The 24,201-nt window shown below is 41.7% G+C and carries 25 protein-coding genes; 20 read left to right on the top strand and 5 right to left on the bottom strand.

The annotated features are described in order from the left end of the window. The first annotated feature begins 11 nt into the window (after nucleotides 1-11). Nucleotides 12-860, top strand: coding sequence for an AhlS family quorum-quenching N-acyl homoserine lactonase (gene ahlS / locus MWM02_RS10610; protein ID WP_064550449.1), 849 nt, complete (start codon nucleotides 12-14; stop codon nucleotides 858-860). Between the two features lie 17 nt (nucleotides 861-877). Beyond that, complete coding sequence (locus tag MWM02_RS10605) at nucleotides 878-2,059, top strand: iron-containing alcohol dehydrogenase (RefSeq protein WP_064550448.1); 1,182 nt, start codon at nucleotides 878-880, stop codon at nucleotides 2,057-2,059. 319 nt (nucleotides 2,060-2,378) lie between these two features. Here MWM02_RS10605 and MWM02_RS10600 read toward each other — a convergent pair whose 3' ends face one another. Both MWM02_RS10600 and MWM02_RS10595 read right to left on the bottom strand, forming a co-directional pair. Next, a complete protein-coding gene (locus tag MWM02_RS10600; RefSeq protein WP_167359566.1) occupies nucleotides 2,379-2,516 on the bottom strand; it encodes a hypothetical protein in 138 nt (45 codons plus the stop codon). Continuing rightward, complete coding sequence (locus tag MWM02_RS10595) at nucleotides 2,497-2,688, bottom strand: Fur-regulated basic protein FbpA (protein WP_244401962.1); 192 nt, start codon at nucleotides 2,686-2,688, stop codon at nucleotides 2,497-2,499. The genes MWM02_RS10600 and MWM02_RS10595 overlap by 20 nt, the downstream gene beginning before the upstream one ends. Nucleotides 2,689-2,869: 181 nt before the next feature. On the opposite strand from MWM02_RS10595, the gene MWM02_RS10590 reads away from it, so the two are divergent. The 6 genes from MWM02_RS10590 (at nucleotide 2,870) to MWM02_RS10565 (ending at nucleotide 7,576) form a co-directional block, all read left to right on the top strand. Next, nucleotides 2,870-3,169: a MerR family transcriptional regulator gene (locus MWM02_RS10590; RefSeq protein WP_042385599.1), complete on the top strand. Its 300-nt coding sequence runs from the start codon at nucleotides 2,870-2,872 to the stop codon at nucleotides 3,167-3,169. Between the two features lie 180 nt (nucleotides 3,170-3,349). After that, nucleotides 3,350-3,661, top strand: a complete 312-nt coding sequence (locus MWM02_RS10585; protein ID WP_013400991.1) for a PTS sugar transporter subunit IIB — start codon at nucleotides 3,350-3,352, stop codon at nucleotides 3,659-3,661. Next, nucleotides 3,661-3,993 (top strand): PTS sugar transporter subunit IIA, encoded by a 333-nt coding sequence (locus tag MWM02_RS10580; protein WP_244401961.1) that lies wholly within the window; start codon nucleotides 3,661-3,663, stop codon nucleotides 3,991-3,993. The genes MWM02_RS10585 and MWM02_RS10580 overlap by 1 nt, the downstream gene beginning before the upstream one ends. Before the next feature lie 15 nt (nucleotides 3,994-4,008). Beyond that, nucleotides 4,009-5,319, top strand: coding sequence for a PTS cellobiose transporter subunit IIC (gene celB, locus MWM02_RS10575; RefSeq protein ID WP_244401960.1), 1,311 nt, complete (start codon nucleotides 4,009-4,011; stop codon nucleotides 5,317-5,319). Nucleotides 5,320-5,334: 15 nt separating this feature from the next. Continuing rightward, nucleotides 5,335-6,747 (top strand): glycoside hydrolase family 1 protein, encoded by a 1,413-nt coding sequence (locus MWM02_RS10570; protein ID WP_244401959.1) that lies wholly within the window; start codon nucleotides 5,335-5,337, stop codon nucleotides 6,745-6,747. 115 nt (nucleotides 6,748-6,862) lie between these two features. Further along, the gene (locus tag MWM02_RS10565) at nucleotides 6,863-7,576 is read left to right on the top strand and encodes a GntR family transcriptional regulator (protein ID WP_064550444.1); all 714 of its coding nucleotides are present in this window, start codon (nucleotides 6,863-6,865) and stop codon (nucleotides 7,574-7,576) included. A 36-nt stretch (nucleotides 7,577-7,612) separates the two neighbouring features. Here the strand turns inward: MWM02_RS10565 and MWM02_RS10560 are convergent, their stop codons facing one another. Beyond that, nucleotides 7,613-8,746 (bottom strand): MGDG synthase family glycosyltransferase, encoded by a 1,134-nt coding sequence (locus MWM02_RS10560; RefSeq protein WP_064550443.1) that lies wholly within the window; start codon nucleotides 8,744-8,746, stop codon nucleotides 7,613-7,615. 152 nt (nucleotides 8,747-8,898) lie between these two features. On the opposite strand from MWM02_RS10560, the gene MWM02_RS10555 reads away from it, so the two are divergent. Both MWM02_RS10555 and MWM02_RS10550 read left to right on the top strand, forming a co-directional pair. Next, on the top strand, nucleotides 8,899-9,474 hold the full coding sequence (locus tag MWM02_RS10555; protein ID WP_064550442.1) for a YkoP family protein: 576 nt from the start codon (nucleotides 8,899-8,901) through the stop codon (nucleotides 9,472-9,474). A 58-nt stretch (nucleotides 9,475-9,532) separates the two neighbouring features. Continuing rightward, nucleotides 9,533-10,378: a metallophosphoesterase gene (locus MWM02_RS10550; protein WP_244401958.1), complete on the top strand. Its 846-nt coding sequence runs from the start codon at nucleotides 9,533-9,535 to the stop codon at nucleotides 10,376-10,378. A gap of 20 nt (nucleotides 10,379-10,398) precedes the next feature. On the opposite strand, the gene MWM02_RS10545 is transcribed toward MWM02_RS10550, so the two are convergent. Next, nucleotides 10,399-10,791 (bottom strand): MaoC family dehydratase, encoded by a 393-nt coding sequence (locus MWM02_RS10545; protein ID WP_064550440.1) that lies wholly within the window; start codon nucleotides 10,789-10,791, stop codon nucleotides 10,399-10,401. Nucleotides 10,792-10,943: 152 nt separating this feature from the next. Between MWM02_RS10545 and MWM02_RS10540 the strand changes: the two genes are divergently transcribed. Further along, nucleotides 10,944-12,470, top strand: a complete 1,527-nt coding sequence (locus MWM02_RS10540; protein WP_064550439.1) for a Na+/H+ antiporter NhaC family protein — start codon at nucleotides 10,944-10,946, stop codon at nucleotides 12,468-12,470. A gap of 423 nt (nucleotides 12,471-12,893) precedes the next feature. On the opposite strand, the gene MWM02_RS10535 is transcribed toward MWM02_RS10540, so the two are convergent. Continuing rightward, the gene (locus MWM02_RS10535; protein WP_244401957.1) at nucleotides 12,894-13,853 is read right to left on the bottom strand and encodes a bile acid:sodium symporter family protein; all 960 of its coding nucleotides are present in this window, start codon (nucleotides 13,851-13,853) and stop codon (nucleotides 12,894-12,896) included. A 302-nt stretch (nucleotides 13,854-14,155) separates the two neighbouring features. Between MWM02_RS10535 and MWM02_RS10530 the strand changes: the two genes are divergently transcribed. The 9 genes from MWM02_RS10530 (at nucleotide 14,156) to MWM02_RS10490 (ending at nucleotide 24,200) form a co-directional block, all read left to right on the top strand. Further along, nucleotides 14,156-14,377 (top strand): FeoA family protein, encoded by a 222-nt coding sequence (locus MWM02_RS10530; protein WP_064550436.1) that lies wholly within the window; start codon nucleotides 14,156-14,158, stop codon nucleotides 14,375-14,377. A 3-nt stretch (nucleotides 14,378-14,380) separates the two neighbouring features. Next, the gene (gene feoB / locus MWM02_RS10525) at nucleotides 14,381-16,375 is read left to right on the top strand and encodes a ferrous iron transport protein B (protein ID WP_244401956.1); all 1,995 of its coding nucleotides are present in this window, start codon (nucleotides 14,381-14,383) and stop codon (nucleotides 16,373-16,375) included. 66 nt (nucleotides 16,376-16,441) lie between these two features. Beyond that, on the top strand, nucleotides 16,442-16,603 hold the full coding sequence (locus MWM02_RS10520; protein WP_081260198.1) for a FeoB-associated Cys-rich membrane protein: 162 nt from the start codon (nucleotides 16,442-16,444) through the stop codon (nucleotides 16,601-16,603). A gap of 263 nt (nucleotides 16,604-16,866) precedes the next feature. Next, nucleotides 16,867-17,442, top strand: coding sequence for a DUF5317 domain-containing protein (locus tag MWM02_RS10515; RefSeq protein WP_244401955.1), 576 nt, complete (start codon nucleotides 16,867-16,869; stop codon nucleotides 17,440-17,442). A gap of 185 nt (nucleotides 17,443-17,627) precedes the next feature. Next, nucleotides 17,628-19,472 (top strand): diguanylate cyclase, encoded by a 1,845-nt coding sequence (locus MWM02_RS10510; protein WP_244401954.1) that lies wholly within the window; start codon nucleotides 17,628-17,630, stop codon nucleotides 19,470-19,472. A gap of 165 nt (nucleotides 19,473-19,637) precedes the next feature. Next, nucleotides 19,638-20,390 (top strand): DeoR/GlpR family DNA-binding transcription regulator, encoded by a 753-nt coding sequence (locus MWM02_RS10505; RefSeq protein ID WP_244401953.1) that lies wholly within the window; start codon nucleotides 19,638-19,640, stop codon nucleotides 20,388-20,390. After that, complete coding sequence (gene pfkB, locus MWM02_RS10500) at nucleotides 20,387-21,298, top strand: 1-phosphofructokinase (protein ID WP_064550430.1); 912 nt, start codon at nucleotides 20,387-20,389, stop codon at nucleotides 21,296-21,298. Before MWM02_RS10505 ends, pfkB begins: the two co-directional genes overlap by 4 nt. A gap of 27 nt (nucleotides 21,299-21,325) precedes the next feature. Next, nucleotides 21,326-23,191: a PTS fructose transporter subunit IIABC gene (locus MWM02_RS10495; RefSeq protein ID WP_244401952.1), complete on the top strand. Its 1,866-nt coding sequence runs from the start codon at nucleotides 21,326-21,328 to the stop codon at nucleotides 23,189-23,191. A 142-nt stretch (nucleotides 23,192-23,333) separates the two neighbouring features. Further along, on the top strand, nucleotides 23,334-24,200 hold the full coding sequence (locus MWM02_RS10490; RefSeq protein ID WP_064550428.1) for a permease: 867 nt from the start codon (nucleotides 23,334-23,336) through the stop codon (nucleotides 24,198-24,200). Nucleotide 24,201: the final 1 nt, after the last annotated feature.

Genomic DNA, 24,201 nt, shown 5'->3' with positions numbered 1-24,201 from the left:
AGGGAAGGTTTATGTCCAACATGATAAAACCGCATCCAAAGCTTTATGTCATGGATAATGGGAGAATGAGAATGGATAAAAACTGGATGATCGCGATGCATAATCCGGCGACGATTCATAATCCGAACGCACAAACAGAGTTTGTAGAATTTCCGATTTATACGGTGTTGATTGACCATCCGGAAGGAAAAATTTTGTTTGATACCTCTTGCAATCCAAACTCGATGGGGCCTCAAGGGAGATGGTCGGAAGCAACCCAGCAAATGTTTCCGTGGACGGCAAGTGAAGAATGCTATCTCCACAATCGGCTAGAGCAATTAAAAGTAAGACCGGAAGATGTTAAATATGTCGTTGCTTCGCATTTGCATTTGGATCACGCGGGCTGCTTAGAAATGTTTACAAACGCGACGATCATTGTACATGAAGACGAATTCAACGGCGCCCTCCAATGTTACGCGCGCAATCAAAAGGAAGGCGCATATATTTGGGCCGACATTGATGCATGGATTAAAAATAACCTTCAATGGCGCACAGTGAAGCGTCATGAAGACAATATTATCCTCGCTGAAGGGGTTAAAATTTTGAATTTCGGAAGCGGCCATGCGTGGGGAATGCTTGGATTGCACGTGGAGCTTCCAGAAACGGGAGGGATCATTCTCGCTTCAGATGCGATTTATACAGCGGAAAGCTACGGACCGCCGATTAAGCCGCCGGGCATCATTTATGACTCCCTTGGTTATATGAATACGGTCGAACGAATCCGGCGGATCGCGCGGGAAACGAATTCGCAAGTATGGTTCGGCCATGATTCCGAGCAATTTAAAAAATTCCGCAAATCTACGGAAGGCTATTACGAGTGAGAAAGGGGAGAAGCGAAATGAGTGTTTCGCGAATTGTATTTACATCGCTAAACTATGTCGGATGGGGAGCATTGGACAACTTGCTTCCTGAAGTTGAACGATTTTCTCCAAAAAAAATATTAGTCGTAACAGATCCAGCGTTAGAGAAAATCGGCCTCGTTCAACGTGTAACAAATCCGCTTGCACAACGTGGGTATGACGTTCAGCTTTATACAGATGTAGTGCCGGAACCGCCGCTGGAGACGGGAGAAAAATTAGTTTCCTTTACGAGGAAAGGAGAGTTTGACCTTGTGATTGGCGTCGGCGGCGGGAGTGCGATGGATTTGGCGAAACTGGCGGCGGTGTTGGCTGTGCATGAAGGAAAAGTAGCCGATTACCTTAATTTAACGGGAACGAGAAAAGTCGAGAAAAAAGGCTTACCGAAAATATTAATTCCGACTACATCAGGGACCGGGTCAGAAGTGACAAATATCTCCGTGCTCTCTTTAGATACGACAAAAGATGTGGTAACGCATGATTATTTATTAGCGGACGTAGCGATTGTCGACCCGCAACTTACCGTTTCTGTTCCGCCGCGCGTGACGGCTGCGACAGGCATTGACGCGCTGACTCATGCGGTCGAAGCATACGTATCCGTCAATGCAAGCCCGACGTCAGACGGTTTGGCGCTGCAGGCGATTCGCTTGATCGCGCGGTCGTTGCGTAAAGCGGTGGAAAACGGAGAGGACAAGCAGGCGCGGATCGATATGAGCAACGGCAGTTATTTGGCGGGATTGGCGTTTTTTAACGCTGGGGTCGCAGGCGTTCATGCGCTTGCTTACCCGTTAGGCGGACAGTTTCATATCGCCCACGGCGAATCGAATGCAGTATTGCTTCCGTATGTGATGGGATATATTCGCAAAAGCTGCGCGAAGCGGATGGCCGATATTTTGAATGCGCTAGGAGGGAACTCAAGCTTTCTTTCAGAAGAAGAAGCTTCATATAAATGTGTCGAAGAGCTGGAGCGAATCGTCCGCGATGTCGGTATCCCGAGAACGCTCGGCGGATTTAATATCCCAGAGAGCGCATTGGAAAGCTTAACGAAAGATGCCGTTCAGCAAAAACGCTTGCTTGCGCGCAGTCCGCTTCCGCTGTTAGAAGACGATATACGGACGATTTACCAATCTGCTTTTCAAGGTGTGGTGACGGAGCCGAAATAAACAGAAATGCGCTTGGATTTGCGCAAATACAAGAGATTTTATAATTTGAACAAGAACGTGTTTTAAATTTCTTGCTATTTTTCAGCGGCGAAGGGGAGCTGCCTGCTTTCCTTCGCTTTGATTCCACGAAAGGCCGATATCGCCCCGTTCATTAATCAACCGGTAAAACGGAAGGCGGTACAAGCCAGTCCAATGGATCGATCCAGCAATCAGTCAGAGTGTAACTAAAACAAGCTCTTGTCGCCCTATCGACAAGAGCTTTGCTATGAGAATGAAGGGATAAAAAAGAAAAGGCAGCGTCAAGCTGTCCTTTTTGCAATTATATCCGATTTTGTACAGATCTTAATACTTCATAAGCGCGATCACCAATTAATTGAATAAGCTGCTCGAAAATGGCGTCACGCTGCAAATCGAGTTCTACGATTCGCTTTGCTAGTTCAAAAGCTTTCGGGTCCATTTCGCTTACCACCTCTGTTTTTTTGTAATTGATGCCGTTCGTATTCGTGCCGCAATTCGCGAATTGTCCATTGCTGAAGTGCGTTGGCGTCAGGAAACAAACCAGTTTTCAGGAGCTCGTAAATGTAAAATTGTTTTTGTTTGATGATTGCCGTCCGCATGAGTTTCCCCATCTTTTTCCCTCCTTCATTTACTTTTTAGTATATGATGCTTTGTTTTATTTCTCATTTATCTTGTCAATATTTCTTACATAAAAACAGAAAATATGTTAAGTTTTTTAACAATAATGGCCAATGATTAAAGAAAAACGATATAATTATGTTATAAAAAATAACATTTATAGAGGTGAAAGATATGACGAATAAGGACGATTCATACAAATTTAAAAAAGTCATCTCTATTGGCATTGTTAGTGAGTTAACGGGGTTATCCCAGCGCCAAATCCGGTATTATGAGGAGCGGAAACTTATTTTTCCGGACCGTTCGAAAGGAATCCGAAAATATTCATTCGCTGATGTGGAACAATTGATGGAGATTGCCGATAAACGCGAAGAAGGTGTTCCGACGCAGGAAATCCGGCGCGAAATGACAAAAGAGATTCGGGAAAAAATGTTAAAAGGACAGATGAATGCTCATTTCCGATTTCGTTCATAAAAAGCATCCCCCTCCTTTTTTAGAGGAGAGGGATATTTTTATGTTATTTATAAAAGTATATACAATATATTTTAAAAAACTAAGAAATAATTTTTAAATGACTAGACAATTTTATATATTTGTATATAATTAAAAATGTAAACGGTATCATTGGATAAAAGCAAGGAGGTTGCATCAACAATGAAACGAATTCTTTTAGCTTGCAGTTCGGGGATGTCTACGAGTTTATTGGTAACAAAAATGCAGGAGTATGCAAAATCGATTGGGGAAGAAGCAGAAATTTGGGCGGTGGGGCAAGATCAAGCGAAAAAGGAAATGGAGAAAGCGGATGTTGTTTTAATTGGCCCGCAAATGAGCTTTTTAAAAAGTGAGCTTCAAAAAGAAGCTGAAAAATATGGAATTAAAGTAGATGTGATTGATATGGTGGCATATGGGATGGCAGACGGAAAAAAAGCGTATGAACAAGCGTTGAAATTAATGGGGGAAAAATAATGGAAAAAATCGATCTTCAGCAATTAACGAATGAACAAATTGCGTTTCAGCTTATTCTTCATAGCGGAAATGCGCGTAGCAAAGTCATTCAATCCCTCCGGGAATATCGTGCTGGAAACAAGGAGGTTGCCAGTAAGCTGCTAAAAGAAGCAGAAGCGGACTTAAGTTTGGCGCATGATATTCACTTTCAAATGGTTCAAAAGGAAGCGGGCGGTCAAAATACCGAGTTTACGTTATTGTTAATCCATGCGGAAGACCATTTAATGTCGACACTGTCCATGAAAGAGTTAGTAAAGGAGATGCTTGAATTATTTAAAGCGAGAAACTTATAAAAAGGGGGGCGTTTCATGAACCAAACTTTTGAAAAGTTAAGTAAAATATTGGTTCCTATTGCGGGAAAGTTAAATAACAGCCGTTATTTACAAGTGTTACGTGATGCGTTTATGTTAGCGTTTCCACTTACAATTTTCGGATCGATTGCCGTTGTTATTGCGAACTTGCCGTTTCTTGATAAAGTCATGAGCGAAAGCAGTTTAAATACATTGCGGGAAATTTTAAACGTAGCTCCAAACGCGACAATGGGAGTTATGACGATTTTCGTTGTATTCGGTATCGGTTATTATTTATCGAAAAGTTATGAGGTGGAAGGAATTTTTGGAGGTGCTATTGCACTCGCTTCTTTCTTGATTTTAACGCCATTTGTTTTAAATGTGGAAGGAAAAGAAGCGGTACAAGGCGTCATCCCTCTTGATCGTTTAGGTGCAAAAGGGATGTTCCTTGGAATGATTACCGCGTTTGTTGCTGCAGAGATTTACCGGAAAGTCGTGCAAAAAAATATTACGATTAAAATGCCAGCTGGAGTGCCACCAGCCGTTGCAAAATCGTTTGCGGCCCTTATTCCTGCGGTGGTGACACTCACAGTTTTCTTGGTCGTCAATATTATTATAACACAATTATTTAATACAAACATGCATGATGTCATTTATAATGCAGTACAAGCACCATTAGTCGGTTTAGGAAGCGGCATTATTCCAACGCTTATCGCGATTTTTGTGACACAGATTTTATGGTTTTTTGGGTTGCACGGCCAAATTATCATTAACTCTGTGATGGATCCAATTTGGAATACGTTATCTCTGGAAAACTTAAATGCGTATACGAAAACTGGAGAAATTCCGCATGTGATTAGCAAGCAGTTTATTGAAGTTTATACGGTTGGCATGGGTGGAACGGGAATGACTCTTGCCGTCATTTTTGCCATGCTTTTCTTTATGAAAAGCAAGCAAATGAAACAAGTCGCGAAATTGGGGATCGGGCCAGGAATCTTTAACGTAAATGAGCCGATTATTTTCGGTTTGCCTGTTGTGATGAACCCGCTTATTATGGTTCCATGGATTATTGCGCCAATGATCGTTACATTTGTCACTTATTTAGCGATGTCTTCCGGTCTTGTCCCGCCTTCGACAGGGGTGGCGGTTCCGTGGACAGTACCAATCTTTATTAACGGAATGATGGCGACGAATTCGCTGGCAGGGGGAATTTTGCAGTTAGTCAACTTTACGATTGTTCTTATTATTTGGTTCCCGTTCTTAAAATTTATTGATCGGATGAACTTACAAAAAGAAAAGGAAGAAGAAACGGCAAAGAATGCGTCATAAAAAGAGGTGGAGATCATGAAGCAACAGACAAAGCAGGAGATCCTTTATCGCTTTCCAGACGGATTTTGGTGGGGAAGCGCCACATCTGCCACGCAAATTGAAGGAGCAGCAAACGAAGGGGGGAAAGGGCCGAATATATGGGATCATTGGTATGAGAAAGAGCCGAATCGCTTTTTTAACGGCGTTGGCCCTTCCATTACATCCGATTTTTATCACCGTTACAAAGAAGATATTGCATTAATGAAAGAAATAGGCCATAATTCGTTCCGTTTTTCGATTTCTTGGTCGCGGCTCATTCCCGACGGTATTGGCGCTGTCAATCCAACAGCGGTGCAATTCTACAACAATGTCATTAATGAATTGCTAGAAAATGAGATTGAACCATTTGTGACTTTGTTCCATTTTGATATGCCGCTAGCAATGCAAGAAATGGGGGGATGGGAAAGTCGGGATGTGGTAGATGCATATGCCCGCTATGCAAAGATTTGTTTTGAGTTGTTTGGTGACCGTGTAAAAAAATGGTTTACACATAATGAACCGATTGTTCCGGTCGAAGGAGGGTATTTATACGATTTCCATTATCCGAATGTAATTGATTTCCAGAGAGCTGTACAAGTGGCTTATCATACGATCGTAGCCCATGCAAAAGCAGTGCAAGCGTTTAAACAGATGAACATTCCAGATGGAAAAATTGGCATTATTTTAAATTTAACTCCTTCTTATCCCCGGAGCACCCATCCTGCTGATGTTAAAGCAGCACATATAGCTGATTTATTTTTCAACCGTAGCTTTTTAGATCCAGCGATAAAAGGCGAATATCCGCAAGACCTTGTCGGCCTTTTACGGGAACATGGATATTTGCCGGCAACCAAAGAAGGAGATAAGGAGCTAATTAAAGAAAATACCGTCGATATTCTTGGGATTAACTATTATCAACCGCGTCGTGTAAAAGCAAAAGAGCATCTCCCAAATCCAGAAGCCCCATTTATGCCGGAGCGCTTTTTTGACTATTATGTGATGCCGGGAAGAAAAATGAATCCTCACCGCGGCTGGGAAATTTATGAAAAAGGAATTTACGATATTTTAATGAATGTAAAAGAAAATTACGGTAATATCGAATGCTTTATTTCGGAAAACGGTATGGGTGTCGAAGGAGAAGAACAATTCCGCGATGAAGACGGAATGATTCATGACGATTATCGGATTGGATTTATTCGTGAACATTTAAAATGGGTGCATAAAGCAATACAAGAAGGAGCAAACGTTAAAGGCTACCACGTATGGACGTTTATGGATAACTGGTCTTGGACGAATGCTTATAAAAATCGCTACGGATTAGTGGCAGTTGACCTTGAAAACAATAGAAAACGTACAATTAAAAAGAGCGGATACTGGTTTAAAACGCTTGCGGAGAACAACGGCTTTTAATAGACGAACATGGTTATCCCTTCTTTTGGGATAACCTCTTTTTTCTCACATATTGTGTAAAAGTAAAAGAAAAATTACAATAAAGATGAAAATTGCGGTATAAAGGATGACGGTAATGCCAAAATATGAACAAATTTCGAACGAAATTCGCAAACGAATCAAAGACGGGATATATTCCCCGAACGAACCGATTCCCGATGAACATTCGTTAGCCAAAGAATTTGGCTGTAGTCGCATGACGGTAAAGCGCGCGTTGGATGTGCTTGTGTCGGAAGGCTTGCTATATCGTAAACGCGGGCATGGAACATTTATTGTCAAATCCGCCATATTAGATGGTCAAGTCAATGTCGCTAGCAACGAGACACTTGGATTGACCAATTTATTAAAAGGAAGAAAAGTAACAAGCAAAATTATTACGTTTGAAGTGTTGTTTCCGCCGGAGGATGTAGCAACACATTTATGCATTGATACCAACACGCCAGTTTACCATCTGATTCGTCTTCGCAATGTCGATGATGAACCGTACGTCATTGAACGTACCTATATGCCGACAAATTTAATTACAGGGCTAAATGAAAAAGTGCTTCATTCTTCGATTTACAATTATATTACAAATGAGTTGGGGTTAACGATTGCTGGATCCCATCGAAAAATTCGTGCAGCAAAGCCGAATGAACTAGATCAAATGTACTTGCAATGCGCGCCTGATGACCCAGTGTTGGAATTAGAACAAGTCGGATTTTTGAATAACGGACTTCCGTTTGAGTACTCTTTTTCCCGACACCGTTATGATAAATTTGTATTTGTGACGGTAAATATTCGACGGTAAAAAAGCTTGTCCTTCTTCATAAAGGACAAGCTTTTTTTATCGAGGAGTCTGCTTAAATAATCCGTCGCTTAGCTTCGAGTAAAGCAGCATTGCTGGGCGTTCTGGAGAAAGCTGGCGGTGGTATTTCTCCACTTTGCTGAAATAATGCGCGATTTGCGGAGAGTGAAGAATAGGAAGAAGCTTATCGGCAATATTCGGGACGTCTTTCCAATTTAAAAAATCGAAGGCGAGATGGAACTGTTTCAATATGCGCAAATTCATTTCTTCTTGTCCGGGAAGCGTATCATAAATAAAAATGGGCAATTTTTTATATAAACATTCGCTAATCGTTACACCGCCCGGTTTGGTTAAAATAAAATCCGCTTGATCATAAAGTGCGTTCATCTCCTTGCGCGACGAAATATACGGAAGCGGGATGAGGCGCGGATGTTTTTCGCTTTGCAGCTGTTTGTACATTTGCGCGTTTTTCCCGCAAAGAACGTAATAATCGATCGGATCGTCAGGAGAAATTTTTTTTAACAACGCGGCGAACGCGCCAATTCCCAAACTGCCGCCTGATATAAGACCAATGTAGCGGGAACGCTCCGCCTGCTTTTTTTGCCTGCTTATCGTTATGTGTGGATGAACCGGAATGCCTGTTGCAAAAACGCGGCTTTCCGGAACCCCTTTTTCCAATAGCTGCGTTTTCATGTAAGGATGGCCGACAAAATGGTAATCGATCGCTTCAATTCCCCATAAATGATGAATGAAATAATCGGTATATACGTTGACTACTGGACTGGCGATTTCCTTGTTTAATTTGAGACGGTTTAATAAATAGGAAGGAAGGGCATGCGTGCAAACAATGAGATCGGGCTGTATGTGTTGGACTAAATTTTTTACGTGACGGCTAAAGAGAAATTCGTAATATCGGAATGATGGCCGCGCCTTTTTTTGACGGATGACCGCTTGCTCATACAATATGCTGTATGTCTTTGGAAAATGGCGAATCCATTGTAAGTAAGCAGAAGATATAAATTTTTCCGCTTTTCCTAATCGCGATGACAGCAGCTCGACTTTATGGCATCGCCATTGCGGGGCCATCGCTAATAAATCTTCTTTCAATGCGTCTGCCGCTTGGTGATGCCCTGATGGAATTTGCAACAAAGGAAGAAACAACACCGTTTTCACGTCGATCACCTAATTGCTGAAGTTGTTACTGAGTATATGTCAAGTGCAGAATTTTATCCACTTTGCCCATCTCCTTTTTTATCCATTTATAAACTGCCGGCAAATACTTCACAATGTAAATGTAAATGTGCAAAACGAAAGAGGGGGAGCATATGAAAGAAAAAGCAAGACAGTGCGCTTTGGCGATTTGGGGAGCATTTGACCCGATTTATTACGCTTTTTCGAGGCTTGAGTACGTTGGAGGTACATGGGACGGTTGCCGCCCGATTTTTCGCGTTCGTGTAACGAAATATAAAGGAAGGGAAGTCGTACTCTCGGACGGCACAAAAATCCAAAAAAACGACCTGCTGTTAAAAATTCATTTGCATAACGTTCGTTTAATTCGCGAACTTCTTCATTTAAACAGCGAAATTAAAAAAGGACGTTATGTTTTCCAACAAGTGAAAGCAGGTCTTCCCTATATCGCCGATTATGTGCGTAATCATGAACAATTTTCTGAAATTAAAGGAATTATCGGGATTACGATGTTAAACAAAGGATGCGAGCGATTAGGCTTTGAAACGTTTTCGATTGTAAATCCGTTTTACAAATGGTTCAAAACAGTCGTGATGATACCTATGGTTGTTGTTTCGCAGCTTCGTTTTTCCCCAGTTCGGCGACCGCCTAAATATTTGTTTATGTCAAAAGATAAGTTGCTTACATTGTACGATTGCCAGCCGATCCATTAACTCCCTCTTCTTTCTCTCTTTCCATTTACTTATAATGGTAAATAGGGAGGAGAGACTGATGATATTTGTTTTTGCCATCGTTGTGATCATTTTTATGCTATTTATCTATAAAGCACACCGCAATACGCATGATGCGGTTTTTCATAGAGTAGAAGTGCGCTATAACGGGAACGACGAGGATGCCATCCGTATTTTGCATTTGTCGGACCTTCATTTAGAAAACTTATCGATTTCCCCTGACTATTTATATGGAAAACTAAAAAATGAGCAAATTGATTTGATCGCATTAACTGGGGATTTGCTTGATCGTGAAAAAAGTATTCCAAAGTTGGCCCCGTATTTGACGGTGTTGCAAAAGCTAAACCCGGCATATGGCATTTATGTCGTGTTCGGCAACCATGATTATGTGTTGAAAGAGGAGCATTTCCAAGCTTTAAAAACAATGTTAGAGAAACATGGGTGCACCGTTTTGCAAAATGAAGCGAAAACCATTTCGATTAAAGGAAAAACCGTAAATGTAATCGGTATTGATGATTTTTGCACAGGACGCAGCGATTTAGAAAAAGCATACGCACATATCAAAGATGGTTTACATCTTGTGCTGACACACGATCCAAATATCGTTTTGCATATGCGCCATTATCATTTTGATTATTTGCTTTCCGGCCATTTTCACGGCGGACAAATTCATTGGCCGAAGCCGTATCATCTCGTGAAAATGGGAAAATTAGTGCGAATGAATATTATTAAAGGCTACCACGAACTAGACGGCAAGCCGTTTTACATTAGCGAAGGGCTCGGGCAGACGGGAGTAAACATCCGTATTGGTACAAAGCCAGAAATTACGCTTCACACATTGTCATTAACGCCGCTGCATCGGCGTGAAACGGGGAAGGTTGTCTGAACGAAGACAACCTTTCTTTTTCATGAAGGATGTACGTCGTCCTTTATAATCCCTTTGCTCGTCCCAATTAATACTTCTTTCCCATGTTGATTTCGATAAACCGTTTTCATTGCCACTTTTTTGTATCCACCCATTGGAGTCACTTCGGTAATCGTTAATTCACATGTGATTGTATCTCCAGTAAATACAGGGCGAATGAATTCGCAGTTTATTTCTCTGGCGATATAGTTTAAATCACCCCCAATTTTTGTACCGATGCTGGCGGTAAATAACCCATGCACCATAAGCCGTCCCTTCTCATCACGCTCCATATGATGCCTTCCCATATCACCAGAGAGGCGGGCGAATTGCGATGTTTCTTCTTCTGTGAACGTGCGCTGCCAAGTAAATACGTCCCCAGGTTTTAAATTCATTTTTATTCCCCCTTTCTTTATTTTTATATTTTATCGAATTTTCTAAATAATGCAAAACAAAATTGATCCACAAATAATTTGTAGTAGCATAGAAAAGCTCGTTATTGCCCATACTTTTTTACAGAAAAGAAAGAAAAGGAGTGCTGGGATTAATGGGGCCTTCATGGAAAGCGCTGCTTCCGTTTTTAGTAGTGATTCCGATATCAATATGGACAAAACAAGTCATTCCAGGCTTGTTTGTGGCGTTATTGTTTGGCAGTTATTTGATCGATCCGACGTTGCTGGGCGGTTTACGGACGATGCTATCGTATACGGTCGATAATATCATGCAGACAAATAATATTCGCATTATTATTTTTCTTTATGTGTTTGCCGGTCTTATTAGCATGATTAAATATACAGGAGGAATTAAAGGATTTGTTCATCTTATTAGCAAAAAAGTAAAAACAGCAAGAAGCGCTTTAATGCTAACATGGATTTCGACAATGGTGACGTTCAGCGATCCTGATTTCCGCATCGTAACGATTGCGCCGATTATGAAAGCGCTCAAAGAACGGCTAAGGTTATCTTCGCAACAGATCGGGTTTGCGATTGAAGTGACGTCCAATCCGGTTGTAGCCCTCATTCCATTGGCAACAGCATTTGTTGGCTATATGGTCTCGGTAATTGATAAAGCGCTGAAAACAGCGGGAATTGATGCGAAGCCGTATATTGTCTATGTAAAAAGCATTCCGTTTAACTTTTTTTCATTTACGATTATTATTGTCGGGCTTTATTACAGCTTTTTTAAATACTCAAGAAAAGGAAAAGCACGCGCGATGGAGAAAGACATAGGAAAATATGTGCCTGTTCAGCGGTGGAATGAACAATTGGCGGTGGAGTTCGCCGAAGAAAATGCGTCAGACATAAATAAAGGCAAAACGGAAAATCCGAATGAAATGCAAGGTGAAGAAGGGGAAGGGATGGAGTCTTGTCCGCGCGCGTACAATAAAGAAACGCCGATTAAGCCATGGAATTTAATCGTACCGTTATCCATTGTACTTGCGCTGACACTATTCTTGAGCTGGTGGGATGGGCATAAAGGGGCAAAAACATTTTTTGACGCGTTCCTTCGCAGCGATGCGCTTGGTGCGATGTTGGAAGCGCTATTTATTACCGTAATCATTACGGTCGTTTATTTTCTTTTGCAAAAATTCAAGCTTGCTGATTTATTGACCCATTTTGTTAAAGGCGGAAATGAATTAATGTCTGTCATTTTAATGCTGGCACTCATTTGGGCGTTGTCAGCAGTATCGGAGGATTTAGGTTTTTCTCAATATATTACGGACCATGTACAAAATTGGATTCCACATTATTTTGTCGCTCCTGTATTGTTTTTGCTTGGTGCGCTGATTTCTTATTTTATCGGCTCCTCTTGGGGAACATGGGGGATGTTAATGCCGCTTGGCGTCACGCTTGCACATCAGTCAGGTGCGAATATCCTACTTGTAATTGGTGCCGTATTTGCGAGCGGGACGTTCGGTGCGTTTACCTCGCCGCTCAGCGATAATACAGTGACATTATGTACGATTTTGGGGTTGCCGGTGATGGAATATGCGCGTACAAAGCTAGTTCCTGCATTCATTGCAGCAGGGATGGCTGCGGTTCTTTTTGGTGTTATGTCGTTTGTAATGCGGTAAGTTTCATCAAAGTTCGCCTGAATAAAAGGGCGAACGTTATTTTTTGGATAACAAAGCAAAAACGGACATGGTAAAATTACACACAAAAAGGAAGCAAGGTGAAGTAACAGTGGAGAGACAGAGATGGATGGAAGAGCTCCAGCAATGGCAAGGGGGGAGACCGGCAAGAGCAATTAGCTATTTTGCAAGAGCATTAACAAAACATCGAAGCCCGTATGGACGTATATTACAATGAACAAGAGGATGTGCAGGCGGTAAAGCGGCACTGCTGTTATATGCCTCCGGATGTATATGCCTCCGGATGGTGACGGCCTTGCGTTGTTTCATAAGTATCACGAGATTGTTGCGCGGATGCATAAGCGCGGCTGACTTCCATTGCCACTATAAAAAATAAAAAACTGGTTCCTAGCGGGAACCAATTTTTTAAGCTGAAATTGTCGATCCGCTCGTTTCTTGTTTCTCATCTTTTTTGCGAAAATATGTGGCAACAATTGGCCCGGAAATGTTGTGCCATACGCTGAAAATGGCGCTCGGAACGGCGGCGAGCGGCGAAAAATGGGCGGTTGCTAACGCCGCGCCAAGGCCGGAGTTTTGCATGCCGACTTCGATCGAAATTGCTTTTTGTTTTGGTACCGATAAGCGAAACAATTTGGCAAACCAATAGCCAAGCAATAATCCAAGTACGTTGTGGGCGACGACAATCAAGAAAATTTCGATCCCGCTTTTTGCAATCGCTTGTTGGTTTTGTCCGACAACTGCCGCGACAATGGCGACAATCGCGATCACGGAAACGAGTGGGAGAATTTGGACACATGTTTTTACTTGTTTTTGGAAAAACGATTGTACAATTAATCCAAGAATAATCGGGATAAGAACAACTTTCACAATCGACCAAAATAAGGAGGCGGCGGAAACGGATAACCATTTCCCAGCAAGCAGCAAAATAAGCGACGGTGTTAAAATTGGCGCAAGTATTGTCGAAACAGACGTCACGGCGACAGAAAGCGCCGTATCCCCTTTTGCCAAATATGTCATTACGTTAGACGCCGTTCCGCCCGGACAGCAGCCGACAAGGATAATGCCGAGAGCCACTTCCCGCGGCACTGGCAAATAATGAGAAAGCAAAAAGGCGAGAAGCGGCATGATCAAAAACTGGGCGACGACGCCGATCAGCACTTCCTTTGGCCGTTTCAACACTTCTTTAAAGTCATTGACCGACAGTGTAAGCCCCATGCCAAACATAACGATGCCAAGCAATGGCACAATGTACGGAGCGATCCATGTAAAAGTTTTTGGAGAATAAAAAGCAAAAGCGGCAAATAATAGCACCCAGATGGCAAAAGTGTTTCCGACAAAGTTGCTAATTTTCGCTAATTTTCCCATATTATTTTTCCCCCTGCTGAATGATATGCGTAAAAGATATTATATCGATTATTCTGAAAAATTCAACTATAAACTATATGAAGTGAGTATTTAATATTTAAAGTAAAGATGGAGATTTTGTGAATAGATTATTGAAATTATATGATGGTGTGACAAAAATCACTTTCAAAATTTCAAAGTGTGGTATGATATTTATTGAGAAAAATAATCATTATTGTTTTTTTCGTGGTGCAAAATGGGAGAAGTATTACCTCTAAAATTTAATTGATAAAAAGAATCATTATTATTTGGGGGAGTTTAAGATGGTTCTTGCCGATCTTCAACAAGGACAACAAGCTGTGATTACCCATTTAGCAGTAGCAAATGAAGTTGTGAAACAGCGCCTAATTCATATGGGCATGCATGAAGGGGAAAAAGTTTGTGTTAAATGCATAATGCCATTTGGCGGCCCGTTAATGGTGGAAGTAGATGGGCAGTATATTTGTCTTCGGCGCAAAGAGGCGGCTTGTATTGGGGTGAAATAATCGATGCCATCATATATTGCGTTATTTGGCAATCCAAATACAGGGAAAACTTCATTGTTTAATAATTTAACAGGATCATACGAATATGTCGGAAATTGGAGCGGAGTAACGGTAGAAAAAAAGATTGGCATATTGCGGCAGCACGATGTTCCGATCGTTGACCTGCCGGGAATTTATTCGCTACAACCGCTGTCCCGGGATGAAGGAGTGGCGACCGAATTTTTATTAACGGAGTCTTTTTCCGCGATTGTCAATATCGTGGACGCTTCCCAATTAAAACGGAATTTGCATTTGACCGTTCAGCTTCTTGAATTTGGAAAACCGCTGATGATAGCGTTAAATATGATTGACGTGGCAGAGAAACGCGGAGTAAAAGTAGATGCGGAAAAGCTTTCGCAATGTATTGGCGTTCCTGTGATTCCGGTTATCGCGCGGACGGGAAAGGGAACAAAAGAGCTCGTTTGCACCATTTTGTCTCTAACCGAACAAAGCGGGCATTCGTTTTCAATCGATTACGGTCGAGATGTGGAAGCAGCTGTGCAAAAAATAGGTGAACAACTCCCAGATGATTTACCGGTGTCAAAACGATGGCTTGCATTGCAGTTTTTAGAAGGAAATGAACGGGTTCATGCATATTTACAAACATATTTAGAAGTTGCCCCGCTTCTGTTGATTCGCGACAATGTACGACAAAAGCTTGGGCGCGCTTTAGCAGAGCACATGTATGAAGTGCGCGAGCGATGGATTGCGAAAGTCATCGAAACATCAACGGTGACGACGAAGCAAAAGACGCTCACGTTAACAGAAAAAATTGATGCGATTGTAACCAATAAATATTTGGGCTTGCCGATTTTCTTATTATTTATGTATATCATGTTTATGTTAACGTTTGACTGGCTTGGCTCACCGCTTGCCGATCTGTTTGATCAGTTTCTTTCCGGTCCATTAACGGATTGGCTGGCCAAACTGTTGTCGCTTATAGGTGCATCTCCATTCATTAAAGAGCTTGTCCTTAGTGGAATTGTTTCTGGCGTTGGCGGGGTGCTTGTATTTGTACCGCAAATTTTCATTTTGTTCTTTTTCATTTCTTTGTTAGAGGATTCCGGATATATGGCGCGTGTCGCTATGGTCATGGACCGGTTTATGGAGGCGATTGGTTTAAATGGAAAAGCGTTTATTCCGATGATTATCGGATTTGGCTGCAACGTTCCTGGTGTCATGGCAGCACGGACGATTGAACAGCCAAAAGAACGGTTGCTGACGATTTTGTTGCTGCCGTTTATGTCATGTTCGGCGCGTTTGCCGGTATATGCGCTGTTTGCTGGAACATTTTTCGCAAAAAATCAAGCAATTGTCGTGTTTTTCCTATATATATTAGGAATTGTTGTCGCACTTGGCCTTGCCAAACTGTTTTCGGCCACTTTATTAAAAGATGAAAGCTCGGTTTTCGTCATTGAGCTGCCGCCGTATCGGATGCCGCAAGCATTGACGTTGTGGCGGAGCACATGGGATAAAGGAAAAGGATTTGTGCGAAAAGCAGGCACGTTTATTTTCGGTGGGTCTGTTGCGATTTGGCTATTGACATATGTTGGGCCAAAAGGAATTGGTGTTTCCATGGATGACAGTTTTCTAGCAGTTGTAAGCAGTGTGCTTGCTCCAATTTTAGCGCCGCTCGGTTTTGGAACATGGCAGGCTGGCGCGTCGTTGATAACGGGTTTTTTAGCAAAAGAAGTCGTTGTTTCAACAATGAATATTATTTACCATGCGCAAAATATGGACGTGCTGCAAAAGGCGCTAGTGCAACATTTTACGCCGTTATCTGCGCTTAGCTTTATCACGTTTGTGCTTTTATATACTCCTTGCTTAGCGACGGTTGCGACCATTCGCAAAGAAACAGGATCACGAAAATGGACGTTTATTTCGATCGGTTGTGCGTTGAGCATTGCGTACGTGATTTCTTTCGTTATTTATCAAGGTGGAATGTTGCTTGGATTTTGATGAGTCATTTAGTCTATCATCGAAAAAAAGAAAACTTTAAAGTTTTTGTAAAAAGAGGCGAAAGCGATGATTGCGAATATTGTGATCGGTGGCGTTATTTTTGGTTATGCCGGATGGATGCTTGTCCGCCACATTAAGAAAAGCTCAAAAGGAAAATGTGCTGGTTGCTCTCTTGCTGATAATTGCCAAGGTTCTTGCTCGCCTTACAAACAAGAAGATCGTATATAAATAAATAGAAGGATTCTCTATAAAATAGTTATAGGGAATCCTTATTTTTATGCTGGCAACTAGTAAAGGGGGGGACAAAAATGTTGAATTTTGTTGGAAAGAGTATCTAATAACCGTGAATTTTAGAGAAAATAGAAAAAAATTACTAAAAATAATCGAAAAGTACTATTTACATTGTCGGAAAAAATCGATATTAATGAATTATAAGAAGAAATCGGTTGTGAAAACACAGAATCTTCTGTGTAATGATGAGGAGAAAATATATGGTTTATGATGGTATTTTATTATCGCTTGTGGTTGGTTTTTTTCGTGGAGGAAGTTTGAAAGGTCTTGCGCATATGAAGCTGCGCGGGGGATGGTTGTTTCCGTTATTGTTGGCGGTGCAGTTCGTTATTTTTGCCCTGCAAGATAAAGTCGCGATTGTCGCCAAACTAAGCAACATTTTGTTTCTTCTCGTATATATGATTGGTCTCCTTTTTCTCTGGATTAACCGAAGCCAGCCTGGATTTATCGTTATTTTTGCGGGAGTTCTATTAAATTTTATCGTTATGGCGGTAAACGGCGGAAGGATGCCTGTGTCGGTTGAGGCAGCGCAATTTCTCGGCCGTGAATACATAGATGCATTGCAGGCGGGAGTATACGGCAAGCATCAAGCGATTACATCAGAGACGTTGTTGCCGTTTCTAGGCGATATTATCCCGCTGTCACCGCCATATCCGCGTCAGCAAGTCATCAGCATTGGCGATGTTATCATCAATGTTGGAGCGTTTTTCTTTATCCAACATCTCATGCTTAACACAGCGAGCAAAGAACGTTCTACCGCTCCTGTAAGTAAATAAAAGGAGGTGAGTAACTTGAGCGTAAAAGCAAGACAAGTACTTATTAATCTATTTATTATCGTTTCAATTATTGTTGCATTGACGTCAGGATATAAACTTGGTGGCTAATATTTTATTAGATGCAGGAGAAGTGTATTCAACAACTTCTCCTTGAAATTTTGTAAAAAATGAATGAGAGTGATTATATGATGCATATCAAAAAATATGCAAAAACATATGTACTATTTGTTTTGTTGTTAGGTTTATTTTTATTTTTAGTAGAAAGTAATTTTGTCACTCAATCCCTAGAGGATTGGGTTTTCATTTATATGTTATCCGGATCTATTATTTTACTAAACAAGTTTTTAATTCATCTTCCTCCAAAGGATAATTCGTTTTCGATGGATTCGGCGATTTATTTAGCAGTGATGTTTTTACATGACATTGATTTAGTGATGAATGTTTTACTTATTAGCAGCGTTATTGAATTTCTTTACAAGCGTAAAATGGTATGGTGGAAGCACCTTTTTAATTTTTCCATGTATTCCATTATGATTGTCGGTGCCTATTATTCATTTTTGTTTTCCGGTGGGCATATTGGTGAAATAAATACCCAAAATTTGCTTCCGTATATGATTAGCTTGGTCGTCTATTTTAGTCTAAATATTTGTTTAATGTTTTTATTTTTTATCTTTTTTGATCGCATATTTAAAGGAACTTTTGATTTAGGAGTTTTATTGGAATCAGCTATTGGCTATTGCGTTACGTTATTACTATCACTTGTTTTAGCGATTTTATTAAATGAAAAACAGTATTTTGGTTTGTTTTTATTTACTGTTTTAGTTGTCATTTTATCAGCGGTGTTTCGTAAGTTTCTTTATTTATATCAGGAAGTATCAGAGCGAGCTAATAGAGATCATTTAACAAGGCTTTATAATCATGGTTATTTTAAAGAGATGTTGAATGAACAGTTTCATGATGCAAAAAAATTGAAACAGCCGTTTACTCTTGCTTTATTAGATTTAGATGATTTTAAAAAATATAACGACCGCAACGGCCATCTGCAAGGGGACAAGCTGCTGCAGTTTTTCGGCGAGCTGCTAAAAAAAGCGGTGGACGGAACAGACTTTGTAGCGGCGCGGTATGGCGGCGAGGAGTTTGCCATTTTAATGCCCAGTACAACAAAGGAAGAAGCGTTTTCGTTTTTGGACCGATTGCGGAAAGAAATAAACGATACATACTTTTTTGGGGTGGAGCATGTTCCTTACCGCTGCCTTTCGTTTTCTTGCGGGATTGCCGAAATGGAAAGAAGCATGTATGACAGCGGTGAGTTAATTCATAAAGCAGATCAGGCGCTTTATTACGCAAAAGCACAAGGGAAAAATAATGTACAAGTATATGAAGAACATAACATTTGCTTTGATGAAATAAAGTTTAAAGAAAACCTTGATACGCTTGAACAGCAAGTCAAATTTTTTTTATCAAAAGACGTTTATACGTATCGTCATAGTAAGCGGGTATTCAAATATGCCTCCGAATTTAGCCAAATGCTTGATTTAACCGACCATGAAAGACAAACGCTCGTTTTAGGGGCGTTAATTCATGATATTGGAAAAATCGAAGTGCCACGGGATATTTTAAATAAAGAAGGAAAATTGGAACGGCATGAATGGGAAATCGTGAAGAAACATGTAACGTGGGGAAAAGAAATAATAGCAGCGGAAAAACAGTTTGATGATTTGATTCCGTTAGTAGAACTTCATCATGAACGGTATGACGGAAAGGGATATCCATACGGACTAAAAGGAGAAGAAATTCCAAAGCTTGTTCGTATTTTATGTATTATTGACTCGTTTGATGCGATGACGACAGAACGGCCATACCAACGCACGAAAACGTTTGAAGAGGCAGTATCCGAAATTATGCGTTGCGCAGGCACTCAGTTCGACCCCTTTTACGCTAAATTATTTACAGAGTTTATTCAAGAAAAATACTTATCGCGTGTGCAAAAACAGACGGAGAAATATCATGATAACGAAGCTGTCCAATGATAAAAGGACGGCTTTTCTTTTTGTAAAAATGATTGAATTTGAATGTTTTTTTGACTAAATATGAATTATTTTGAATGATTTTGATCGAAAATGATTGATTTTTAAATCGCTTTCATTTATGATAAAAGTACAAAGTGATCATTTCCATCCAAGGAGGTGGGATAGTTGCTCACAGAAGAACGCCACCGTACTATATTGGAACTTCTCGCAGAAAAAGAAGTAGTGAAGCTGCAAGAACTAGTCGAAGCGACCAATTCGTCGGAGTCAACAATTCGCCGTGATTTGACGCAGTTGGAAAAAGAGAAAAAATTGCGGCGCATTCACGGTGGCGCAACATTGCTACAAAAGAAGCGGGAAGAATTAAGCGTCTTAGAAAAATCAACAAAACATAGACAAGAAAAGAAACGGATTGCCGAGTATGCGGCAAGCCTTGTGCAAAACGGCGATTGCATTTATTTGGACGCTGGAACAACGACGTTCGAAATGATTCCACATCTGCATGGCAAAGATATCGTTGTCGTCACGAATGGTATTATGCATCTAGATATGCTTTTAGAATATGACATTCCGACATATTTGCTCGGCGGCTTTGTGAAAAAGAAAACGAAAGCGCTTATTGGCCGCGGTGCGCTGCAGGCATTGCAAAGCTACAGCTTTGATAAATGTTTTATCGGCGCAAACGGCGTTCACTATGAATATGGATATACAACACCTGACCCGGAAGAGGCGATGATAAAACATACGGCGATACAGCTATCCCAAAAGGCGTATGTGCTTGCCGACCATTCTAAACTTAATGAAAGCGCATTTGCGAAAATTGCTGAACTCCATGAAGCGGTGTTGATTACAGATGAATTAGCTGAAGAATGGCTAGAACCATACAAAGCAAAAACAGCAGTAGAGGTTGTGACAAAATGATTTATACATGCACGTTAAACCCATCTGTTGATTATATCGTTCATGTTGACGAATTTCGCGTTGGCGAATTAAACCGTGCGGTGAAAACGTTGGCATTCCCCGGTGGAAAAGGGATCAATGTCTCGCGTGTGCTCAAGCGGCTTGGTGTAGAGAGCACGGCGTTAGGGTTTATCGGCGGATTTACCGGTGCGTTTATTATCGAACAATTGCAAAACGAAAACATTGCCTGCGATTTTGTCGAGGTGCCGGGAAATACGCGCATTAATGTGAAGCTAAAGTCGGGGACAGAGACGGAAATTAACGGTCAAGGGCCGATGATTGAGCCGAAATATGAAGAAGCATTAATCCAAAAAATGCAAGCTTTAACCGAAGACGATGTGGTTGTCCTTGCGGGAAGTGTGCCGTCTTCCTTGTCTCCGGACATTTATGAGAAAATCATCGACGAAGCGAAAAAAGGGAAAGCAAAAGTCGTTGTCGATACAAGCGGCCCGGCGCTAAAACAGCTGCTTGCGCGGAAGCCATTTTTGGCAAAACCAAACCATAAAGAATTAGCGGAGCTATTCGAGACAAGCTTTCATTCGAAAGATGAGATCATGGTTTATGGCCGCCGGTTAGTAGAATTGGGAGTGGAAAATGTCATCGTATCGATGGCGGGAAATGGTGCTTTCTATTTTAACAAAGAAATGACGCTGTTTGCCAAGGCGCCGAAAGGAACGGTAAAAAATTCCGTTGGTGCCGGTGATTCGATGGTGGCAGGATTTCTTGCCGCATATACAAGCGGCAAAAGCTTGGAAGAAGCATTTGCTTATAGTGTCGCGTCTGGAAGCGCAACGGCGTTTTCCGAAGATTTATGCACGAAAGACCGTGTCGAACAGCTAGTGTGTGAAGTAAATGTTAAGCGTTTTTAATGGCATATGAAAAAGGGGGGCATTTTGATGAAAATTACCGATTTGCTTACAAAAGAGGCGATGATTCTTCATCTTCAAGCGAAAACAAAAGAAGAGGTAATTGACGAGCTTGTCGCAAAATTACAAGAAGCAGGAATATTGCGCGATGCACAAGCGTTTAAAGAAGCGATTTTTGCGCGCGAAGCGCAAAGCACGACAGGTGTCGGCGATGGGATTGCCATTCCGCATGCGAAAACAGCTGCGGTAAAGCGACCTGCCGTAGCGTTTGGCCGTTCCGATAGTGGCATTGATTATGATGCGCTTGATGGAAAACCAAGCCGTTTGTTTTTTATGATCGCGGCGCCGGAAGGAGTGGACAATACGCATTTGGAAGCGCTTGCCCGCTTATCGTCGATGTTAATGGATTCCTCTTTCCGCGCACAGATTGAAAGCGCTTCAAGTGAAGAGGAAATTATTCGCTTGATTGCAGAAAAGGAAGGAGAAAGAGAGGTAGAAAATACGCCTGTTTCGCCGTCGAAACGTCCAAAAGTTATCGCCGTTACCGCCTGCCCGACGGGAATCGCTCATACGTATATGGCGGCGGACTCATTAAAAGCAAAAGCCGCAGAAATGGATGTAGAAATGAAAGTGGAAACAAACGGTTCTAGCGGTGTAAAAAATAAGTTGACGAAACAAGATATCGAAGATGCGGTTGCCGTCATCGTTGCAGCGGATAAGCAAGTGGAAATGGAACGGTTCAAAGGAAAACATGTTATTCAAGTGCCGGTTGCGCAAGCGATTCGTAACCCGAAAGAGTTAATTGAGCAAGCTCTCAAGCAAGATGCGCCAATTTATCAAGGAAGCGGCATGAAAGAAGCAACAATGGAAGGAAAAGCGCGCACAGGATTTTATAAACATTTAATGAACGGGGTTTCCAACATGCTCCCGTTCGTTGTCGGCGGCGGTATTTTAATTGCGATATCATTTATTTTCGGCATTAAAGCGTTTGATCCGAAAGATCCGTCGTATCATCCAATCGCGAAAGCGCTCATGGATATCGGTGGTGGAAACGCGTTTGCGTTGATGATTCCGGTGCTTGCCGGTTTCATTGCCATGAGCATTGCCGATCGCCCAGGTTTTGCCCCGGGAATGGTGGGCGGTTTCATGGCAGCAAACGGCGGAGCAGGATTTTTAGGCGGGCTAATCGCCGGATTTCTTGCCGGATATTTAGTCGTTGGCTTGAAGAAGCTATTTAGCCGTCTGCCACAGTCGCTTGAGGGGATCAAGCCAGTGTTGCTTTATCCGCTTTTTGGCATTTTCATTACAGGGATTATCATGATGTATGTCATCATCGATCCGGTGAAGGCGTTAAATGAAGCGTTGAAGCATTGGCTTGAAAATATGGGGACGGCAAATTTAGTTTTGCTTGGCGCGATTCTTGGCGGCATGATGGCGGTCGATATGGGCGGCCCGATTAACAAAGCGGCATTTACGTTTGGGATTGCCATGATTGATGCCGGCAACTATGCTCCGCACGCGGCGATCATGGCTGGAGGAATGGTGCCGCCGCTAGGGCTGGCGCTTGCGACGACATTTTTTAAAAAGAAATTTACCAAAGCGGAGCGTGAAGCTGGAAAGACATGCTATATCATGGGGGCGACATTTATCACAGAGGGGGCGATTCCGTTCGCAGCAGCCGATCCAGTGCGCGTCATCCCATCGATTATTGTCGGTTCTGCGGTGAGCGGGGCGCTGACGATGCTGTTTAAAATCGGCCTTCCAGCTCCGCACGGCGGAATTTTCGTTATTCCGATTGTCAAAGGAAACCCTCTATTATACGTATTTGCGATTTTAGTAGGCGCGATCGTTACTGCTTTGATGGTTGGTCTGTGGAAAAAAGAAGTGGAAGAATAATAGGAAAAAGCTGAGCGTGATTTGTCGCTCAGCTTTTTTATATTTTTATAAAAATGAAGATTCTCATGAAAATTTCATGAATAAAAGAGTCATTCATGGTACAATAAACGGTTGTAATGTTAGAAAAGGAGAGCTTATTGATATGACGAAGACATTTCTTCAGCTAAATACGATATTTATTAGTATTTTAATAGAAGCGCTGCCGTTTGTTGTACTCGGTGTGTTCATTTCAGGGATTATTCAAATGTTTGTAACGGAAGAAATGGTCGAAAAATGGATGCCGAAAAATAAAGTGTTGGCTGTCATCTGTGCAACGTTGATAGGAGCGTTATTTCCTGCCTGCGAATGCGGGATCGTTCCAATTACGCGAAGATTGGTAGCAAAAGGAGTGCCTTTGTATGCGGCAATACCGTTTATGTTAACGGGGCCTGTCATTAATCCGATTGTATTATTTTCGACGTATATTGCATTTGGAAGCAGTTGGACGATGGTTTTATATCGGTCCATTTTTGCTTGTATCGTCGCGATCATCATCGGTTTCATCATATCCGTGCAATATAAAGATAGCCAGTTGCGAAAGGAAGAAACGATTCATACCGTTTTGCCAAAATCGTGGAAAGAAAAATGGATCGGGACGTTGCAACATACGATCGATGAATTTTTTACGACAGGCAAATATTTGATTATTGGCGCGTTTTTTGCGTCGGTGATGCAAACGTATGTGAAAACATCGACATTGCTTGCGGTTGGCCAAGGAAAAGTGTCTTCCATTCTTGTCATGATGGCGCTTGCCTTTGTGCTATCATTATGTTCAGAAGCGGATGCGTTTATTGCTTCGTCGTTCCAAAATACGTTCCCGTTTGGGGCGCTCGCAGCCTTTCTTGTATATGGACCGATGCTGGATATCAAAAATACGTTGATGCTGTTGCAGTCGTTTAAGACCCGCTTTGTACTTGTGCTTATTATGTATATTACGATATTTGTGTTTATCGGTTCGTTGTTCATTTAAA

The organism is Parageobacillus sp. KH3-4 (assembly GCF_022846435.1).
Lineage (GTDB): Bacteria > Bacillota > Bacilli > Bacillales > Anoxybacillaceae > Parageobacillus > Parageobacillus thermoglucosidasius_A.
Note: the sequence above shows the minus strand (reverse complement) of the source record. Positions and strands in the feature narration are given on the sequence as shown.

Coding starts and splice junctions, on each gene's coding strand:
- MWM02_RS10600 (WP_167359566.1), bottom strand. CDS start 2,516: ATGGACCCGAAAGCTTTTGAACTAGCAAAGCGAATCGTAGAACTCGAT.
- MWM02_RS10515 (WP_244401955.1), top strand. CDS start 16,867: ATGGTTTATGATGGTATTTTATTATCGCTTGTGGTTGGTTTTTTTCGT.
- MWM02_RS10490 (WP_064550428.1), top strand. CDS start 23,334: ATGACGAAGACATTTCTTCAGCTAAATACGATATTTATTAGTATTTTA.
- MWM02_RS10545 (WP_064550440.1), bottom strand. CDS start 10,791: ATGAATTTAAAACCTGGGGACGTATTTACTTGGCAGCGCACGTTCACA.
- MWM02_RS10520 (WP_081260198.1), top strand. CDS start 16,442: ATGATTGCGAATATTGTGATCGGTGGCGTTATTTTTGGTTATGCCGGA.
- MWM02_RS10510 (WP_244401954.1), top strand. CDS start 17,628: ATGATGCATATCAAAAAATATGCAAAAACATATGTACTATTTGTTTTG.
- MWM02_RS10550 (WP_244401958.1), top strand. CDS start 9,533: ATGATATTTGTTTTTGCCATCGTTGTGATCATTTTTATGCTATTTATC.
- MWM02_RS10605 (WP_064550448.1), top strand. CDS start 878: ATGAGTGTTTCGCGAATTGTATTTACATCGCTAAACTATGTCGGATGG.
- MWM02_RS10595 (WP_244401962.1), bottom strand. CDS start 2,688: ATGGGGAAACTCATGCGGACGGCAATCATCAAACAAAAACAATTTTAC.
- MWM02_RS10585 (WP_013400991.1), top strand. CDS start 3,350: ATGAAACGAATTCTTTTAGCTTGCAGTTCGGGGATGTCTACGAGTTTA.
- MWM02_RS10555 (WP_064550442.1), top strand. CDS start 8,899: ATGAAAGAAAAAGCAAGACAGTGCGCTTTGGCGATTTGGGGAGCATTT.
- ahlS (WP_064550449.1), top strand. CDS start 12: ATGTCCAACATGATAAAACCGCATCCAAAGCTTTATGTCATGGATAAT.
- MWM02_RS10540 (WP_064550439.1), top strand. CDS start 10,944: ATGGGGCCTTCATGGAAAGCGCTGCTTCCGTTTTTAGTAGTGATTCCG.
- MWM02_RS10535 (WP_244401957.1), bottom strand. CDS start 13,853: ATGGGAAAATTAGCGAAAATTAGCAACTTTGTCGGAAACACTTTTGCC.
- MWM02_RS10590 (WP_042385599.1), top strand. CDS start 2,870: ATGACGAATAAGGACGATTCATACAAATTTAAAAAAGTCATCTCTATT.
- pfkB (WP_064550430.1), top strand. CDS start 20,387: ATGATTTATACATGCACGTTAAACCCATCTGTTGATTATATCGTTCAT.
- MWM02_RS10565 (WP_064550444.1), top strand. CDS start 6,863: ATGCCAAAATATGAACAAATTTCGAACGAAATTCGCAAACGAATCAAA.
- MWM02_RS10570 (WP_244401959.1), top strand. CDS start 5,335: ATGAAGCAACAGACAAAGCAGGAGATCCTTTATCGCTTTCCAGACGGA.
- celB (WP_244401960.1), top strand. CDS start 4,009: ATGAACCAAACTTTTGAAAAGTTAAGTAAAATATTGGTTCCTATTGCG.
- MWM02_RS10530 (WP_064550436.1), top strand. CDS start 14,156: ATGGTTCTTGCCGATCTTCAACAAGGACAACAAGCTGTGATTACCCAT.
- MWM02_RS10495 (WP_244401952.1), top strand. CDS start 21,326: ATGAAAATTACCGATTTGCTTACAAAAGAGGCGATGATTCTTCATCTT.
- feoB (WP_244401956.1), top strand. CDS start 14,381: ATGCCATCATATATTGCGTTATTTGGCAATCCAAATACAGGGAAAACT.
- MWM02_RS10580 (WP_244401961.1), top strand. CDS start 3,661: ATGGAAAAAATCGATCTTCAGCAATTAACGAATGAACAAATTGCGTTT.